A 17,212-nucleotide genomic window follows, 5' to 3' on the forward strand; every position below is an offset into this window, starting at 1 on the left:
AAAAACCAATTATTTAACAGATCCCATCATACCAGCGACAAAATGCTTTTGCATAATGAAGAAGATGAGTGCTGCCGGTAAAGTCGCAATGACAATTGCTGTCATGATCATTCCAAAGTCAGGAGAGTAACTTGAACCGAGATTCGAAATTAACAGTGGAATGGTCTGATTCTCTGGTGACTGTAACACAACCAACGGCCATAAATAACTGTTCCAGCTAGCCATGAAGGTAATGATGGCTGCTGCAGCGTACGTTGTCTTCATTGTTGGAAGATAAATCCGAAAGAAACATCCCAATTCGGATAGTCCATCGATTCTTCCTGCCTCAAGGATTTCCTTCGGAAACATTTTGGTACTTTGTCTAAAGAAAAAGATTAGGTAGGCGGTTGTCACAGTCGGTAATATGACGGCTGCAATTGTATCAATCCCAATGAACGGTAAGGATTGTGAAATGGTCGCAAACATTCTAAAGAGCGGTACCATCAATGCAGCAAAAGGAATCATCATGGAAACTAACAAAATGTTAAACACAAAATCCTTGGATTTACTTTTATAAATTTCAAATCCATATCCTGCTAAGGAAGCAATCAGCATAGCAAGGATAGTTGTTATGACCGAGATTTTTGTTGAATTAATTAACGCAGGTACAAGATCCACCGTGTCCAGCAGATTGTGAAGGTTTTGCATAAAATGACTGCCAGGCAGCATCTTTCCTTGTGTTACATCGACAGATTTATTTGTCGAGCTCACAATCATCCATAGAAATGGAAACACAGAGACAATTGCTGCGATGATTAGGACGGTATAACTGAATGTGTTTTTTAGCTTATTCATTATTATCACCTGCCGCTTTAAACTGAATGATTGAGAAGATGACAATCATAATTACGATCGCGTATGAGACAGTGGCTGCATACCCAAAGTCCGGAGTATATTTAAACGATAAATTATAGATATACTGAGAAATGGTCATGGTCGCATTACCGGGTCCACCCTTGGTAATATTCATAACCTCATCAAATAATTGCAGTGTACCAATCGTTGAAGTGATTGATGTAAACAGGATAATCGGTTTCAACATTGGGATGGTAATTTTGAAAAATTGTTGAACTGGCGAAGCCCCATCTATTCTAGCTGCTTCATAGATTGATTCATCGACGTTTTGAAGAGCGGATAAATAGAAGATCATATTGTAGCCTGTCCATCGCCAAGTAATCGCCACGATAATGGCAATTTTTGCCCAAAAGGGATCAGTGAGCCATTGAATCGGTCCTGAGATTAATGAAATTTTCATTAACATCATATTAATAATGCCATCCTGAGCAAACAAATATTTGAAGATGACGGAATAGGCAACAAGTGAGGTTACGCATGGTAAGAAGATGGCTGTTCGGAAAAAGCCCTTAAACTTTAGCGTTTTATTATTTAGTAGAACAGATAGAAATAAAGCCAGTAAAATCATAACCGGTACTTGAATGATTAGATAGATGACTGTATTTTTCACTGTGGTAAGGAATGTTGGATCCTTAAATAAACGCGTATAATTATCGATTCCTGTAAAGGTTAGGTTCGCACCAACACCTGTTTGAAAGGATAAAATAAGAGCCTGAACCATTGGGTAGAAGTAAAACAAAAAGATCATTACGGCAGCGATAATTACAAAGGACCAGCCAATGACATTATTTTTCAACCGAGTTTTGCGACCAGAATTTGTTTTTGGAAGGGCTTGAGTGTGGTCTTCTTTCGCTGTTATCAATTATAGTCAACTCCTTACGTTGTAAGTTTAAGAAAAGAAAACGCCTCAGAAAGTCGCCTGATACATCAGATAGCTCCAATACATGAATGGCAGAGCCGGCGAATTTCTAAGGCATAATCTCTTTACAAAGATGTGTTATTTGCTACTTGTTGTTTATTTAATTTGTTCTTCTGCTTGCTTTTGAGCATCTTCTAATACTTTATCCAGATCTTTACCTTTAAGGTAATCTTGCATTGCCACAGCTAAAATATCCTCTATTGCATAGGTGTGCATACCATAGTTGACTTGAGGAATTTTTTCTGTCCATGCCGCGAAGTCAGAAACCACTTTTTGACCTCCAAAGAAATCGTCAGCAGCCATATAAGCTTCGCCTTCTGCAGCTGGCTTATAAGTACCAATAGCGCCCATTTCTTTATTCAAGGTTTGATAGAAATCAGCATTGGATCCAAATGTTTTGCCTAGGAAGTCCGCTGCCTTTTCTTTACCATCGATATTTAACACATACCAAGAGCTTCCGCCTAAGTTAGAAGCGTTTACAGAATTGGCGATGCCTGATTGTTTTGGCATCGGAAGAACCGCCCATTTGCCAGCTTGTGAAGCTTCTGCCTTAATAGATGGAGTAATCCAGTTACCAGTTGGAACCGTTGCAACGTCGCCGCTGTTAAAGCCTGCTACGAATTGACCCCAGTCAGAAACAGGTTTCACTAAATCTGCATCTAAAATTGCTTTATAGGTTTGGAATGCATCCTTTAATGCTGCATTGCCTGCGATGTCAGGTGTAACGCCGTCGTTCTTTAAGTACCATGAACCGCTCGTTTGAATCATCATACGAATAAGGCCAAGGTCTTTTGGATCCTGTGTAAGCATTGATTTACCAGTTGCTTCTTTAACCTTTTTACCTACTTCAATATACTTATTCCAGTCCATGTTTTGTAAATCTGCCACTTTGTAGCCTGCTTTTTCTAAATAGTCCGTTCTAACGTATAGTCCCGTTACACCTGTATCGAATGGAAGACCGTAGTTTTTGCCATCCAAGCTGGTAGGTGCAATTTTATACTGAGCGAAATCAGCCGCTTTAAAAGAACTAGTTAATTCATGGAACATATCTGGATACGCTTTAAGGAAGCTTTGCGCCCGATAATCTTCAATTAAAACAATATTCGGTAGTCCTTTGGTTGTCCCGGAACTTAAGCTCGTATTTAACTTTTGAATAATGTCATCTTGAGCATGTTCAATTATCTTAATGTTTACATCTGCATTTTCAGATTTATAAGCGTCTTTTGCTAAATTCATTGCTTTAATGTTGAAATTTGGATCCCATGCCCAAACCGTTATTTCATTTGTCTCTTTGCCTTTGTCGGAAGTCTCTTTATTTGATCCCGAAGAACAGGCAGTTAGCATCAATATACTAACTAGAAAGAGTGCTAGTACTTTTTTCATTGATATTCCCCCAACATTCTAGTTTTGTAAGCGTTATCCGACTTACAAATATAATGTTATCACCTGAAAGGACCGAATCGTTAGGACGATATTTTTAATGGTTGGTAATATTTTTGTAACATGAACACGCTTCCAAATAATTAGTTTGGAATATTTTTAGATTCTATGACTATTTTTATATCGATGAAATCGGAAGTTCTACACGGACTTTTGTTCCTTCGCCCACCTCGCTGGATATTGTCACCCCAAACGGTTCTCCGTAAATTAACTGGATCCGCTCATGAACATTCCGCACACCGATTCCAGAAAACATCTGTTGTTTTCGTTTTGTATTGGGTAGTTTATTTTCAGAAGAGATTTCCATTCCATCTCCATTATCAACTACTTCACAAATCAACGTACTCTCCTCCTGCCAGACAAGAACATTAATAAATCCACTCACCTTACGATTGAAGCCATGAAAGAATGAATTTTCCATAAAAGGCTGCAGGATTAGCTTTGGTACGTGATATCCCAAGCAATCTGGTGCTACGAAATAATTAACTTTTATCCGATTACCATATCGCTTCTGATTGATAAGGACATAATTTTTTAAATTATCCACCTCTTGGCTTATGGTATTCGTCTCACTAACATTGCCAATGGTATTCTGAAGCAAGGAGATCAACGCATTAATTGTGGCTTCGGTCTCTTCCTTTCCACCTTGCTGCACCATAAATTTTATTGAAGTTAATGTATTGTATAAAAAGTGAGGATTAATTTGCTGCTGCAATGCGGCCAATTCCGCATTGCGCTTTTGCTTTTGTGATTCCACCAGTTGATCCACATACAGATGGAGCTCATCAAGCATGGAATTAAAGGCATTGCCAATTTTCATGGTTTCATAGGTGCCGGCCGAAGACACATATTGGTGGAATTCATGTTTGGATGCATCTTCTATCTGCTTAACAAGACTCGATAACGAATTGGTCAATCTCCTTGTCGCTAGTAAGACAATAATGAGCGCCACAAAAACGATCGCCATGGAGATAAGCACGATATCTTTTTTATCGATGAGGTCTCCGACTGCTTTTTGCTTGTCGATCATATTAAATAAGTACATGTCAAAGGAAGGTAGATATTCCATCGAGATAATTTGGTCCTTCCCCATAAAGTTCTCAATGATATAATGGTCTGTACTGTTTTCAATTTTATCCGCATAGCTAAGCAAGCCCTCTGGTTTTTTCCCAATGAGCTTGGACCGGTTGCTAGAAACAATGATCCCCTGCTTGTCGACGACAAACACATTATTACCAGGGCCAGTATAGCTTGTGAAGAACCTTCTAAATTCACTTTCCTCAAACGCAAAGTACATGGAACCATAAACCGTACCGTTGATCCGTTCCATTAGCACCTTTGATGCAACGATAAACCGGCGATTGGTTCCATCCTTTCGCTTGTCCAATTGGTAAATTAGTTTCTTTGGCTCCTTAAACGTATTACTGGCTAGTATGCTTGTCCTTAACTCTTCGTCCGTAATTGGCCAGTAAGCACGGTTGGTTGCAAAGCTGAACCCATTTCTACCCATGACTAGAATACTTTCCTCATATGCATCCAAATTGGTTTCGACATGCTTTAACTGCTGGCCCGTATTAAAATAGGCACTGAGCTTTTCTTTATTGCTGAATTGCTCATGTGTAAGAATATTTTTAATCGTATTGCTTTGAAGAAGATTATTGGATGCAAGGACGACCGAATAGTTAAAGGATTCGAAGCTTTCCTTGACCTGACTCATTACTTTGTAGTTCGTAATGCTAAACTTCTTTATAAAAAATTGCTCGGACATCCGAATGGTTGTCCAAGTAATCGTTATCGAAACTGTGATAATCATCATAACCGTAATAAAAAACATAACGATAAACAATCCGTTATGTTTAAAACGCTCGGGAATAAATCTCATAATTCACCATCTCTTATCTTAGTTTTTGCTTCCTTTTGTATTGACTTGGAGACACTCCCTTTATTTTCTTGAAAACTTTACAGAAATAACTGTGGTCCGAATAACCAACCATTCCACTAATCTCAGAGATTGATTCTGTACCCTGTATAAGGAGTTTCGACGCCTCATCAATCCGGATTCTATTAAGATATTCGATAAATCCTTCTTTATTATGCGTTGAAAAATAGCTGGAAAGGTATGAAGGATTAAAATGAAAATGTTTTGCTACCCCAGTAAGGGTGAGCGGTTCAGCATAATGTTCTTCTATATAATTGATTAAATTTTTCATATTTACATCTTCAGGCTCGCTTTGCACCGCCTCAAATAGGCAATTTTTTGCTTCTTCGGTAAAGCGATTCATTAATTCAACGGTAGCCATTGCTGAAGACGCTTCATCAATCAGTTTAAAATAGGAATACTTAGCATTTTCCAAAGCTGTTACGTTATATTTCATATTACTAAGGAGAATCGTTATGTTAAAAATAATGTTGCCAAAGAAAGCTTTAAATTCAAAGACATCCATCGTATAACAGGTCGACAACGCTGTAACATGGTCCTGTAAATATTGAAAAGCTGAGTCAAAGTGTTTGCGCTTTAATTCTTCTGTAAACCAATCTAAACTAAAATTTTCAGGTTTGGAAGGCAGATTAGGGAGATTCTGTTTCTTAAAGAATGATTGTTCGGGAAAATAAAAGCGATAAGCTAACAATTTTAGCAGACTTTCTTTGTAAACTGTCCCTAATCGAGAAAGGTCTGCAAACTCCTCCGTCATAGCCAGGCTAATTTCCGGAAATGACTGTACAAGTTGGTGCGCCAATTTAATGACCTGTGGTAGATTCTCCTCGTTTATATTAATTAAGTATCCAATAATACTATCTTCAACGTTTAATGGCTCAAGAACAGTTTGGCTTATGTTAAGTTGAATGGTCTCTTCGATTTTCATTTTAATACTTGTTTGAAATTCTGCGCTCTTACTAGATGGGTGGTTCCTTAGATCCGCTCCGATTAAACAATAATAACGATATGGAAAAGCCTGGGAGACTAACTCTGAATCATAATTTACTTCATATCCTGAAATGAGCTTCTCAATAATCTGCCCAATTGGAAGATTACGTTTTGATTTATTTTCCACTTTCTGAAACGAAGGGATTCTGCATGATGCCGTTTTTAAAGCTTTTAACAGCCCGTCTGCATTGAGCTTGGGCTTTAATATATAATCAACAACGCCACTTTGGAAGGTGGATCGTACATAATCGAACTCTCCAAAACTGCTTAAGATAATAATTTCAATGTGAGGATATTTTTCCTTCACAATTCTCGTTAATTCTTCTCCATCCATTATTGGCATGACGATATCTGTAATGATGATATGTGGGTCCGTGGCTTCGATTAATTCCAGTGCTTCCCGACCATTCGAAGCTTCACCGACAATCATAAACCCCTCTTGCTCCCAATTTATATAGTGCTTAATCCCTTGTCTGATTAACATTTCATCGTCTACAATAAGTGTTCGGCATAGTTCCCCGACTGTCAACGCAATCCCTCCAGAAGATGACCTGTACAATTAGAAATTTCAATATTTTTATTATACTATAACAAATTCATTTATTATTTTTTAATGGCTGCCAATATGTTGTACCTATCTCAACCATTCATGGTGTCAACATGGTGTCAGGCACCACACAAAGACATTTGTCCACGGCTGGTGCCTGACACCATGTTGGCGAATTATATGAATAAATTCCCAGTAGGTTTGGATACTATTTTTAAGAAGGGGTGTGTATTGTGAACATAAATTCATTATGCTATCTCGGATTAGGTTTGTTAAGTATCATTCTTTTGAGTTATGTATGTTATAAAAAAGGGGTACGAAGGAGTTTGCTGCTTTTTTTAGCGATGGTCGGTATAGGGTACATCATTGAGGCGGTCATTTATAATTTACTAGGTAGCTATCAATATTATCCGAAACTTATCAAGCACAATGCTATTTATGATAGTAATCTGGGAGCGATCGCATCGAATGCATTAGCCTTGCCTGTAACCGCCACCTTCATCGCAGCTTTTCACAAGAATTGGCTTTGGATTGTTTTTATTACCGGGAGTTTCGCAGGGATTGAGTGGTTATTCCTAAAGCTGGATATCTATACCCACAATTGGTGGGAGATAGAATACACCTCACTGGGGCTGCCTTTTTATTATATATTTGCAAAAATATTGCACAAAAAAATCAGGCTTCCGTTAAAAGGAATGATTCATTCCTTTTGTCTATTTCTCATTATTGGGCCCTTTGCGGGGAGCTTTCATATTTTTCCGATTATGTTTTTCTCCAATCGATATTATGAATTGGGCATGTTTGAAAATTAAGCAAAGGATACAACTGCTTTTGGGGCCATCTTCTATCTATGTGCCAGTCTCTTCTATGTTGCCATCGTGAAGTTTCATTTGATACCAAGATGGTTAAAGTACATTGTCACAGCCCTATCTATGTATACAGCCACAATCCTTCTTAGAAAAACAGGTATATTGCACAGTCAAGTTTGGTGGGATACATCCTATTACATTTTATTATCAATTGCAGCACTATTATTTTCAGAAACAATCAGCAAACAATTAGCTAAAGGGACTTAAGGTGTCAGGCACCGTACGTGGACATTTGTCCACGTACGATGCCTGACACCTTCTCATTTCACCTTTTCATACACAATTAAAAATGAAGCTGGATTTTTTGCGCTTCCTCGAGCCTTTCCTGTTTCTCATTAAACACGTCGCTGGTTAGAATTTTAATCCATTCTATTTTCTTACTCTCAGCTGGGTCTACAATAAAGCCGAGGCTTCCACGCTTGACTTGGTTCCCTTCGATTTCACCATTTAAATGGTCAAGATACATATCCTGTTTCCAGTCCATTTTTACTCCTGTATTCGTTTCAAATAGGGCAACTGGGGCAAAATTCCGCGTTTCTTTCGATTTATTTTTAATATCGGCACTTATTTTAATAAAGTCAAATTCCTCTGCCTCCGTTAATGGGTGTTAATAGTCAATTAGACTATAATCTGGCCGGTAGTGCAGCAGTTTTATTTCCTTGATTGTAAACTCGATATCCCCCAAATGATAGACACTATTTATTGGTTTGATCGCCTTTAAGGTTGCTTCCCCCTTTTCATCGGTAACAGATTGGCCTACTTTCTGTAATGTTGAATCATCAGTCACCTGCGGACTATTATAGTAGGCATTATGATCGTGTTCGGAAATCTTTTTTGTTGCTGTGGAGATCTTTTCTGTTTTTGAATCGGTCTTGTCTTTATTTGGTTGAATTGAAACAAATGAACAGCCCGTAAGTAGAAAAACTAATGCAATAGTTATCATAGTTTGTTTCACATTGATTCCTCCCATTAAGTAAAGATGGCTTCGTATAAAGATATCCCGTTGCTGCTAAGACAACGGGATATCTCATTTCCAAATTCTAGTCTACCTTATTGTAAGGTCCTATTTATCTTCGATGACTGTTTCTTTGCTGCCGTTATCAAGAATTTCAAAGATGATTTTAGCATTGTCTGTATTGTCAATTTGACCGGCGAAGCGCTCGCTGGCAGGTCCGAATGCATATACATTTACATCCTCACCTGTATGGCCCCCAGTCGTCCATCCAGTGAAGGAGCGGGTATCAATAATTTGCTCGATTGCATTATCGATATCTACAACTTTCTTAGCAGCAGCCGCATCTTTAACGGACTGAATCTCTTTATCCGTTAAAGGAAGATTGATAAATTTAGTCAGCGTATCTTTCACATCGGCGCCGTTAGCAATTTGTTGAGCCATAAAATCAGGCGTACGCTTTGCCGCGTTGATTGGCTCACTAAACCAGTTGTACTCGCCGCGGGCCCCGATTGAGTAACCGCCGGTCGAATGGTCCGCCGTTGCTACAACAAGTGTATGTTTATCCTTTTTGGCAAAATCAATAGCTGCTTTGAATGCTTTTTCGAAGTCTTCCATTTCACTCATCGCACCAACGATATCATTATCATGACCAGCCCAGTCGATTTGGCTTCCTTCCACCATCAAAAAGAAACCTTTCTTATTTTGATTTAAACGCTCAATTGCCGAAGTCGTCATATCCGCTAGTGATGGCACTTCTGCCGTCCGGTCGATCATTTTTGGCATGCCGCGTTTTGCAAATAACCCGAGAACCTGATCATTTTTATCGTTCGTTAATTCTTGAAGGTTGGAAACATAGCTGTATCCATCCTTTTTAAATTCATCTGTAAGATTACGATCTTGACGGATAAACAAATCAGAGCCGCCTCCCAAAAGGACGTCAATTTTGTGTTTTCCGTTCACTCTTTCATTATAATAATCATCGGCAATCGCATTCATATTATTACGGTTTACATCATGAGATCCGAACGAAGCAGGTGTGGCATGTGTAATTTCTGAAGTAGCCACGAGACCCGTTGATTTCCCTTTCTCTTTCGCTGCTTCAAGGACAGTTTTGACTTCAGATTTGTCGTTATCCACTGCAATGGCAGCATTATAGGTTTTGACCCCTGCAGCCATTGCCGTAGCAGCAGATGCTGAATCCGTGACATTTTGCTTTGCATCCTCCGGATATGTAGTTTGCTGTCCCACTAAGAATTTATCAAACTCAGTTGGCTCCACTCTTTTAGTAGACGGATCGTCTTTTAAATAACGGTAAGCCGAGGTATAAGAAACGCCCATACCATCACCAATCAGAAAAATGACGTTTTTAATCTCCGCATTATTTTTAGCTGCTTTTTCCGTTTTGGCATTAGCCGTACCAGCTCCAACAAGACTGCTAAACGCCAAAGATGAGAGTACAGCAACTGGAAGAACCTTTTTCATAAGTTTTTTCTTAAACAATTCCATTTCCCCCTCAATTAAAATTGTTATTACTATTACGACTCTCATTATAGAGGGGCTATATTAAGCAAATGTAAACAATTGTAAAGGTGGATTTCACTAACTAGCATAATTATAGGAATTTCGTCTGAGTAAAAATACATTTGAACAGAAAAGATGTATTTTTCAATTCGTTTCGGGGCTGTCTTGTCCTGAAAACGACCTACTTTTCTTTATATATTCTTAACAAAAATTGAACAATTGAATAAGTGCTAACTCAGAAAGTAAACACCATGCAACATAAAATGGTATTAATCCTCAAGTGGTGCCTGACACCGTTTTCTGTTAGTATTTTGAATAGTATTGTAGTTTTATATGGATATGAATAGAGGATTGAGGGACATAGTTTATGTTGAGGAATAGAAATGTTTGGATTTTGTTAATAGGGGAATTTATCGCTGGACTTGGGTTATGGCTCGGCATTATTGGTAATTTGGAATTTATGCAAGCAAAGCTGCCTTCAGACTTCTTAAAATCTCTCCTTCTCGCAGCAGGGCTTCTTGCCGGAATTGCGGTTGGACCCTATGCAGGCAGACTTACAGATGAAGCCAGTAAGAAAACCGTTATGCTGATTGCTGGATTTGTTAGAGCTATTAGCGTCATTTTTATGTTAATTGCGATTGCGACTGGCTCCATTTGGTGGATGGTCGTCTTTCTAGTCTTACTGCAGATTTCAGCTGCTTTTTATTTTCCTGCCCTTCAGGCAGCTCTTCCGCTGATTGTCGCGGAAAAAGATTTACTGCAATTAAATGGAATTCATATGAATGTTTCGACTCTTTCACGGATTATCGGAACAGCAGTGGCTGGAATTTTGTTGGTTGTTCTGCCTTTATCTATGCTTTATGTCGGTTCTCTGGTAGCGTATATCGCGCTATTCATTTTAACTTGGTTCTTGAATATCGATGAAACTAGGGACCGTCAGACAGTTCAAAAGGACGTTTCAGAAAAAACGAGTTTTAATGAAGTTTTCCCGATTATTAAAGGTCTGCCTATTGTATTGATGACACTAATTATGACATTGGTTCCGGTCCTATTTCTAGGCGGCTTTAACCTTGTCGTCATTAACATTAGTGAGCTGCAAGATAGTTCAGCCATAAAAGGCTGGATTTACACGACAGAAGGAATTTCCTTTATGCTTGGCGCTTTTTTCATTAAATTAATCAGTGATCGAATTTCCCCCTATATCATCTTATTTGCCTGTTCCTTTTTGATTGGGGTTTCTCAACTGCTTCTTTATTTGGCTGACGTTCCGGTGTTGACAATTGTTGCGTTTGCAATTTTTGGATTTTCTGTCGGCTGCTTTTTCCCAACGGCTGCCACCATTTTTCAAACAAAGGTACCAAAGGAGTTTCACGGGCGCTTCTTTTCTTTCCGAAACATGCTGGACCGAATGACCTATCAGATTGTCCTGCTCATTAGTGGCTTTCTTCTTGATCTAATTGGTTTGCAGTTGATGTGTGTCCTGTTTGGGGGGGTATCGGTCATCATGACAATAGTTTTTTATGCGAGACACAGATACATTCAAACTCGTGTAGCTAATCAAAATAACTGACATACGAAAAACCGGGTGCTACCCGGTTTTTTGTGTTGATTTAATTACGCTGAGTCTATTTTTCAGCCTTCCTGAGCACTTGTCACCTTCACTAGTTACTGCTGAACTGTTTTTTCACCCTCCACGGGCACTAGTCGCCTCCACTAGTTACCATTGAACTGTTTTTTCAGCCTTCACGGGCACTAGTCGCCTCCACTAGTTACCGCTGAACTGTTTTTTCAGCCCCCACTGGCACTAGTCGCCTCCACTAGTTACCGCTGAACTGTTTTTTCAGCCCCCATGGGTACTAATCGCCTTCACTAGTCTCAAAAATGGGTAGTGGAGTAGATGGGCTTGAGTTCTTTTTCGGGTTCTATGTAGGCTTTGGCACTATTTACTGCGATGGGACCTTCGGAGAATCCGCCTGCGATTAAGTGTAATTTATTGGGGTAGTTGGCCACATCACCAGCCGCAAAGATTCCTTCAATATTGGTTTGCATCCTATTGTCTACTTTGATATTCCCATATTCGAAGTCTAATCCCCAGCCCTTAATCGGACCGAGGTCAATGCAAAAGCCATGGTTAACAAGGATTTCATCTACTTCAATGACCTGAGTTTCGTTGGTTTCGAGGTTTTTAACGCACACACTTTTAATTCGATCATCACCCCCATGTAAACCGTCCAAAACATGCGGGGTCAGGATGGCTGCAGCTGATTTACGCAAATTACTTATATTCCGCTCAAGTCCTGAAAATTCATGCCTGCGATGCACTACGGTAACATGTTTCGCAATTGGCAGCAGCTCATTCGCCCAATCCACAGCTGAATTTCCCCCACCAGAAATCAGCACATGTTTATCCCTGTAGTCATTCAGCCTTTCCACCCCATAACGCAGGTTCCGTCCTTCAAATCTCTCAGCACCTTCAACATCCAGCTTGGCACTTTTCAACGTCCCGAAACCGGTCGCTAGAATGATGGTCCGTGTTTGATGTCTTTCCCCATTGTGACTTGTTAATAGAAAAGTCCCATCTGCTAATCTTTCCAACCCGACCACCTGCTGATTCAAAACGATTGTCGGATTAAAGGTCTGTGCCTGTTCCGACAACTGTTTGATGAGATTTTCACCTGAAACTGCAGGGATCCCACCAATATCTCTGATAACCTTTTCAGGGTAGAAGTAGGAAACTTTACCACCTAAATAAGGCAGGAACTCAATTATTTTCGTTTCCATCTCTCTCATCCCACAATAAAAGGCGGTGAATAGGCCAATGGGACCGCCACCGATAATGGTTACATCATAAATTTTCATTCCATTCCCCATCCAATCCCGCTCCTAGAAATTCATGACTCTTAGCTTATCTAAACTTTGCTCTTTCTCTAATAAATCATAGCAAAGACATACCGGCTTTTTCGTCCGCGGGTCTTTGACAATTTCCGCATCGATTTGAAAAACAGTTTTTAAAACATCTGGAGTCATTACTTCGTCTGCAGTCCCCTCTTTAACAATAGTACCGCTGCGAAGAGCAACCATATGGTGGGAAAACCTTGAGGCGTGGTTTAAATCGTGAATAACCATCACAATGGTCCGGCTTTGTTCCCTGTTTAATTTTTCAAGCAGCTGTAAGATCTCAAGCTGATGCGCCATATCGAGGTACGTAGTTGGTTCATCCAGCAGCAAGAGGTCAGTTTCTTGTGCGATTGCCATGGCAATCCACGCGCGCTGCCGTTGTCCTCCTGACAGGGCATCGACAGGTTGTGCCGAAAAGGATGTCAGCCCGGTCACCTCTAATGCCCAATCGATCACTTTTCGATCATTATCAGTCAGCCTGCCGAACCCGCTTTGATGCGGGGAACGACCAAAGGATATCAATTCATAGACCGTTAAGCCGTTCGGTGCCTCTGGACTTTGCGGAAGTACAGCCATTTTTCTAGCAATTTCCTTGGTTGGAACTTTGTGAATCATCTTCCCATCTAAATAGATAATTCCAGATTTGGCCGAATGGACACGTGCTAATGTTTTTAAAATCGTCGATTTCCCGCAGCCATTGGCTCCGATGATCGTGGTAATTTCCCCTTTGTTTATCTGTAAATTCAAGTTCTCAACTATTGTCTTGTCTCCATAACCAATCTGAAGATTCTCGGTTGAAAGTGAAACCACAATCCGTCCCCCCTTATTTTGCTTTCATTAGTAAAAAGATAAAATATGGTGCGCTAAATATTGCTACAACAATTCCCACCGGTATTTGCGTGGGTGCCAGAAGATTTTTCCCAATCGTGTCTGCCAATAAAAGCAGGAAAGAACCAAGCACTGCTGTTATTGGCAGAAATAGTTGGTGCTTAGGTCCAATTAGTCTTTTGGAAATATGAGGAGCAACTAATCCAAGAAAAGCAATTCCTCCCCCAGCTGCCACACTAAAACCTGCAAGTGCTACAGCTGCTAAAAGCAAAAGCCGTCTTTCCTTCTCGACCCGGATACCAAGGCCTGTCGCGACTTGATCACCTAAATTCATAATATTTAGGGTGTGGGCTTTATATAAAGCAAACGGAAGAAGCAGCAGAATTAATGGGGCAAGAATGGCGACAAACTTCCAATTCGCTCCCCAGATATCTCCTGATAACCAAACAGCCGCTTGCATAAAGTCCTGCGGATTCATTTTTAACTGAAAAATAACAATTGCGGCGCCAAAACCTGAATTTACACCAATTCCTACTAAAATTAACCGAACGGGGTCAATCCCTTTTTTCCATGCCAATATATAAATCAGGAACGCTGCGATTACAGCCCCAACTAAAGCGAAAAGAGGCATGAGGAAAATGCCAAACGTAGTCACACTATTCATCGATCCTTGAAAGAAATAGATAAAGAGGATGACCATGAACCCTGCCCCTGCATTAATTCCTAAAATCCCAGGATCCGCTAAATCATTTTTCGTCACTCCCTGCAGAATGGCTCCGGAGACAGCTAAACCTGCCCCAATTAGCAGGGATAGAATCATTCTTGGCAGCCTAAAATCAACTAAAACGAGTTGGTCCCGGGCTGTACCCTGTCCCAGTAATGTCTTAAATACATCCAGTGGGGCAATCCGCACCACACCAAGATTTAAACTGATAATAAAAGTGAGAATCGTTAGAATAAATAATAGGCTAATTAGGACGATAAATTTTTTGTGTTTTGCTTTCGATTGAGACATTACAGCCCTCTCCTTTCCCCGCGCGCTAGGTATAAGAAAAAGGGAACACCGATAATAGCCGTTATTGCTCCAACCGGAGTCTCAAACGGGGCATTGACCATTCTTGCCGCAATATCGGCCAAAACGAGTAACAGCCCGCCCATGACAGCGGATATAGGAATAATCCAGCGGTAATCCGATCCAATCATAAAGCGAGTAATATGCGGAATCACTAATCCAATAAAACCGATGGCACCAGCAACGGAAACTGCAGCACCTGTCAGTATTAATACAACAATTACCCCAAGTAATTTTACTAAAAATGTATTTTGGCCGAGCCCTCTTGAAACTTCTTCTCCTAAGCTAAGAATGGTGATTGACCTAGAGATGTACAGGGCAAGCAGTAGTCCAAAGCCGCCAGCGATGAGTAATATCTTAACGGATCCCCAAGTTGTAGTTGTTAATCCGCCTGCATACCAGAAGCTCATGTCCTTTGCAACTTGTGTATGAAGAGCGATCGCACTTGAGAATGCACTGAGCATTGAGCCTACCGCTACCCCGGCAAGTGCAAGTTTTACAGGTGTCAATCCACCCTTGGAAAAAGCTCCAATTGTAAAAACGAGGATCACGCCGAGTCCCGCACCTATAAAGGATGAAAAGGTTAAACCTAACATCGTCGCTGATGGAAAAAAGGCGAGAGTGATAACTAACGCAAACGCTGCCCCGTCTGTAACACCCATGATAGACGGTGATGCGAGTGGGTTCCGTGTCAATCCCTGCATCACGGCACCAGAAACAGCCAGTAAGGCCCCAACTAAAACGGCACTGATTGCCCTTGGCATACGAATTTCTTGGATAATTTGATGGGATGTCAGCTCCGGATTAAAATGTGCGACAGCTTCCCACACCGTTCCGAATTTAATATCCGCCGCACCGTAGGCAATCGATAAGCCCATTGAGATTAGGATTAGTATCGATCCGACGATTAATACTAAAGTTCCTTTGATTGATGTTTTTAATTTATTTTTATAAAGTTCTATAGAGTTGCCTTCTCGTTGATGTGCATTTCCATTCAAATCTTACACCTCTTCTAAATAAAAAAAGAATCTTTGGGTATATTACTACATTGAACATGATTAATTGTGGAATTTTATCAAAGTAATGATAATCATTATCACTAAGTATAGATATTTACGAGCTATTTTTCAATACGTTTACAGTACAAAAGGCGCTTCCAGAAATATCCTTCAAATTTCTTTCACAATATAGCCTGATTTGAACAGTATTGTTTATTGACTTTGTAATTGAAAATGATTATCATTACCATTATCAAAGGATTATACTATCTTAGGAGGTTTAATGATGTCTAAAAAGCGTTTTTATTTATCTTTTACTTTATTACTGATGTTATTTTTGGTAAGTGCTTGCAGTAATTCCGATAATTCAACTACGGACAAGAAGACTGAGAAGAAAAATACCGAGGTAACATTAACAGATGCTAAAGGAGAAGTGGTCATTCCGACCAATCCTAAGCGCATTATTGCCCCCTACTTAGAGGATTCATTAGTAGCATTAGGAGTAAAACCTACAGCACAATGGTCGATCGGTGATACGGTTTTGGATTATTTACAGCCAGAGTTAAAGGATGTTCCGAAAATCAGTTGGGACCTTCCACTTGAACAGGTAATGAACAACAACCCAGATTTAATTATTTTCAGCTCTCCTGCTGCCATTCAAAAGGGCCAATATGAAGAGTATAAAAAAATCGCCCCAACCTACGTCTTTAAGGATGAGGTCAGTGCAGATTGGCGCAAACAACTTTCGCAAATGGGAGAGATTTTAAGTAAACAGAAGGAAGCAAAAGAAGCCCTAGCGAATTACGATACGAAAGTCACGGATGCAAAGGCAAAAGTCCACGATGCCATTGGCGATGAATCCGCCGCTATCCTATGGGTTATGGCCGATAAGTTTTATTTAATGGAAAACAATCGTTTCAGTGCCAATGTTCTATACGGCGATCTAGGCATTAAGCAACCTGCCTTCGTTGAAGGTCTTGGCGGCGCCGCTGTTCAGTGGGATCCGATTGCTCTTGAAAAATTGCCGGAAATCAAAGCAGATCACATCTTCCTCGTCAGTAAAAAAGGGGAACCTGGATTAGAATTATTAGCGAAGAGCTCCATCTGGAACGGGCTTGATGCCGTTAAAAATGGACATGTATATGAAATGAACGATCCAAGTAATTGGACCATCAACGGTTTGAAGGCCAGTGAAAAAACCATCGATGAAGTGGTAAAATCATTTACAAAATAAAGGTAAAACTATCCAAAAAATAAAAGAGAGGATTTCCACGCTATGAAAGTCGTAGTGGAAATCCTCTTTTTTGCTGATTTACTCGTGAATTTAGTTTTTTTTCAATTATTA

General features: G+C 40.0%; 16 protein-coding genes. 4 read left to right on the plus strand and 12 right to left on the minus strand.

Going from position 1 to position 17,212, the window contains the following annotated elements; all coding sequences use genetic code 11:
- Positions 1-9: 9 nt before the first annotated feature.
- The 5 genes from RCG22_RS13510 to RCG22_RS13530 form a co-directional block, all read right to left on the minus strand.
- The gene (locus RCG22_RS13510; protein WP_098261813.1) at positions 10-834 is read right to left on the minus strand and encodes a carbohydrate ABC transporter permease; all 825 of its coding nucleotides are present in this window, start codon (positions 832-834) and stop codon (positions 10-12) included.
- A complete protein-coding gene (locus RCG22_RS13515; RefSeq protein WP_308107158.1) occupies positions 827-1,753 on the minus strand; it encodes a carbohydrate ABC transporter permease in 927 nt (308 codons plus the stop codon). Before RCG22_RS13515 ends, RCG22_RS13510 begins: the two co-directional genes overlap by 8 nt.
- Positions 1,754-1,909: 156 nt before the next feature.
- Positions 1,910-3,196, minus strand: a complete 1,287-nt coding sequence (locus RCG22_RS13520) for an ABC transporter substrate-binding protein (RefSeq protein ID WP_308103399.1) — start codon at positions 3,194-3,196, stop codon at positions 1,910-1,912.
- Between the two features lie 175 nt (positions 3,197-3,371).
- On the minus strand, positions 3,372-5,135 hold the full coding sequence (locus RCG22_RS13525) for a sensor histidine kinase (RefSeq protein ID WP_308103400.1): 1,764 nt from the start codon (positions 5,133-5,135) through the stop codon (positions 3,372-3,374).
- Positions 5,136-5,148: 13 nt separating this feature from the next.
- Positions 5,149-6,708, minus strand: coding sequence for a response regulator transcription factor (locus RCG22_RS13530; protein ID WP_308103401.1), 1,560 nt, complete (start codon positions 6,706-6,708; stop codon positions 5,149-5,151).
- A 251-nt stretch (positions 6,709-6,959) separates the two neighbouring features.
- On the opposite strand from RCG22_RS13530, the gene RCG22_RS13535 reads away from it, so the two are divergent.
- Together RCG22_RS13535 and RCG22_RS13540 are read left to right on the plus strand one after the other, a co-directional pair.
- Positions 6,960-7,538 carry a hypothetical protein gene (locus RCG22_RS13535; RefSeq protein ID WP_308103402.1) on the plus strand — a complete coding sequence of 193 codons (579 nt, stop codon included), beginning with the start codon at positions 6,960-6,962 and terminating at the stop codon, positions 7,536-7,538.
- 120 nt (positions 7,539-7,658) lie between these two features.
- Complete coding sequence (locus RCG22_RS13540) at positions 7,659-7,802, plus strand: hypothetical protein (protein WP_308103403.1); 144 nt, start codon at positions 7,659-7,661, stop codon at positions 7,800-7,802.
- A gap of 76 nt (positions 7,803-7,878) precedes the next feature.
- Here the strand turns inward: RCG22_RS13540 and RCG22_RS13545 are convergent, their stop codons facing one another.
- The 3 genes from RCG22_RS13545 to RCG22_RS13555 all read right to left on the minus strand — a co-directional run bounded on the left by RCG22_RS13545 (position 7,879) and on the right by RCG22_RS13555 (position 10,050).
- Positions 7,879-8,079 (minus strand): hypothetical protein, encoded by a 201-nt coding sequence (locus RCG22_RS13545; RefSeq protein WP_308103404.1) that lies wholly within the window; start codon positions 8,077-8,079, stop codon positions 7,879-7,881.
- A gap of 123 nt (positions 8,080-8,202) precedes the next feature.
- Positions 8,203-8,550, minus strand: coding sequence for a hypothetical protein (locus RCG22_RS13550; RefSeq protein ID WP_308103406.1), 348 nt, complete (start codon positions 8,548-8,550; stop codon positions 8,203-8,205).
- A 108-nt stretch (positions 8,551-8,658) separates the two neighbouring features.
- Positions 8,659-10,050 (minus strand): alkaline phosphatase, encoded by a 1,392-nt coding sequence (locus RCG22_RS13555; protein ID WP_308103407.1) that lies wholly within the window; start codon positions 10,048-10,050, stop codon positions 8,659-8,661.
- A gap of 388 nt (positions 10,051-10,438) precedes the next feature.
- On the opposite strand from RCG22_RS13555, the gene RCG22_RS13560 reads away from it, so the two are divergent.
- Positions 10,439-11,641: an MFS transporter gene (locus RCG22_RS13560; RefSeq protein ID WP_308103408.1), complete on the plus strand. Its 1,203-nt coding sequence runs from the start codon at positions 10,439-10,441 to the stop codon at positions 11,639-11,641.
- 305 nt (positions 11,642-11,946) lie between these two features.
- Here the strand turns inward: RCG22_RS13560 and RCG22_RS13565 are convergent, their stop codons facing one another.
- Genes RCG22_RS13565 through RCG22_RS13580 form a run of 4 tightly spaced genes read right to left on the minus strand, consistent with a single transcriptional unit; the run spans position 11,947 to position 15,867 of the window.
- Positions 11,947-12,942 (minus strand): NAD(P)/FAD-dependent oxidoreductase, encoded by a 996-nt coding sequence (locus RCG22_RS13565; protein ID WP_308103409.1) that lies wholly within the window; start codon positions 12,940-12,942, stop codon positions 11,947-11,949.
- Between the two features lie 12 nt (positions 12,943-12,954).
- Positions 12,955-13,779 carry an ABC transporter ATP-binding protein gene (locus RCG22_RS13570; RefSeq protein ID WP_308103410.1) on the minus strand — a complete coding sequence of 275 codons (825 nt, stop codon included), beginning with the start codon at positions 13,777-13,779 and terminating at the stop codon, positions 12,955-12,957.
- Between the two features lie 13 nt (positions 13,780-13,792).
- Positions 13,793-14,812 carry a FecCD family ABC transporter permease gene (locus tag RCG22_RS13575; protein ID WP_308103411.1) on the minus strand — a complete coding sequence of 340 codons (1,020 nt, stop codon included), beginning with the start codon at positions 14,810-14,812 and terminating at the stop codon, positions 13,793-13,795.
- Complete coding sequence (locus RCG22_RS13580; protein WP_374049359.1) at positions 14,812-15,867, minus strand: FecCD family ABC transporter permease; 1,056 nt, start codon at positions 15,865-15,867, stop codon at positions 14,812-14,814. Before RCG22_RS13580 ends, RCG22_RS13575 begins: the two co-directional genes overlap by 1 nt.
- Positions 15,868-16,153: 286 nt before the next feature.
- Here RCG22_RS13580 and RCG22_RS13585 point away from each other — a divergent pair, with 286 nt between their 5' ends.
- Positions 16,154-17,101, plus strand: a complete 948-nt coding sequence (locus RCG22_RS13585) for an iron-hydroxamate ABC transporter substrate-binding protein (RefSeq protein ID WP_308103412.1) — start codon at positions 16,154-16,156, stop codon at positions 17,099-17,101.
- Positions 17,102-17,212: the final 111 nt, after the last annotated feature.

The organism is Neobacillus nitrireducens, from assembly GCF_030915405.1.
In the GTDB taxonomy this organism is placed as follows: Bacteria; Bacillota; Bacilli; order Bacillales; family Cytobacillaceae; genus Neobacillus.

Bases quoted from the DNA above. Each gene is read 5' to 3' on its own strand.
- RCG22_RS13510 (WP_098261813.1), bottom strand. From the start codon at position 834: ATGAATAAGCTAAAAAACACATTCAGTTATACCGTCCTAATCATCGCA.
- RCG22_RS13520 (WP_308103399.1), bottom strand. From the start codon at position 3,196: ATGAAAAAAGTACTAGCACTCTTTCTAGTTAGTATATTGATGCTAACT.
- RCG22_RS13525 (WP_308103400.1), bottom strand. From the start codon at position 5,135: ATGAGATTTATTCCCGAGCGTTTTAAACATAACGGATTGTTTATCGTT.
- RCG22_RS13540 (WP_308103403.1), top strand. From the start codon at position 7,659: ATGTATACAGCCACAATCCTTCTTAGAAAAACAGGTATATTGCACAGT.
- RCG22_RS13545 (WP_308103404.1), bottom strand. From the start codon at position 8,079: ATGGACTGGAAACAGGATATGTATCTTGACCATTTAAATGGTGAAATC.
- RCG22_RS13560 (WP_308103408.1), top strand. From the start codon at position 10,439: ATGTTGAGGAATAGAAATGTTTGGATTTTGTTAATAGGGGAATTTATC.
- RCG22_RS13565 (WP_308103409.1), bottom strand. From the start codon at position 12,942: ATGGGGAATGGAATGAAAATTTATGATGTAACCATTATCGGTGGCGGT.
- RCG22_RS13575 (WP_308103411.1), bottom strand. From the start codon at position 14,812: ATGTCTCAATCGAAAGCAAAACACAAAAAATTTATCGTCCTAATTAGC.
- RCG22_RS13585 (WP_308103412.1), top strand. From the start codon at position 16,154: ATGTCTAAAAAGCGTTTTTATTTATCTTTTACTTTATTACTGATGTTA.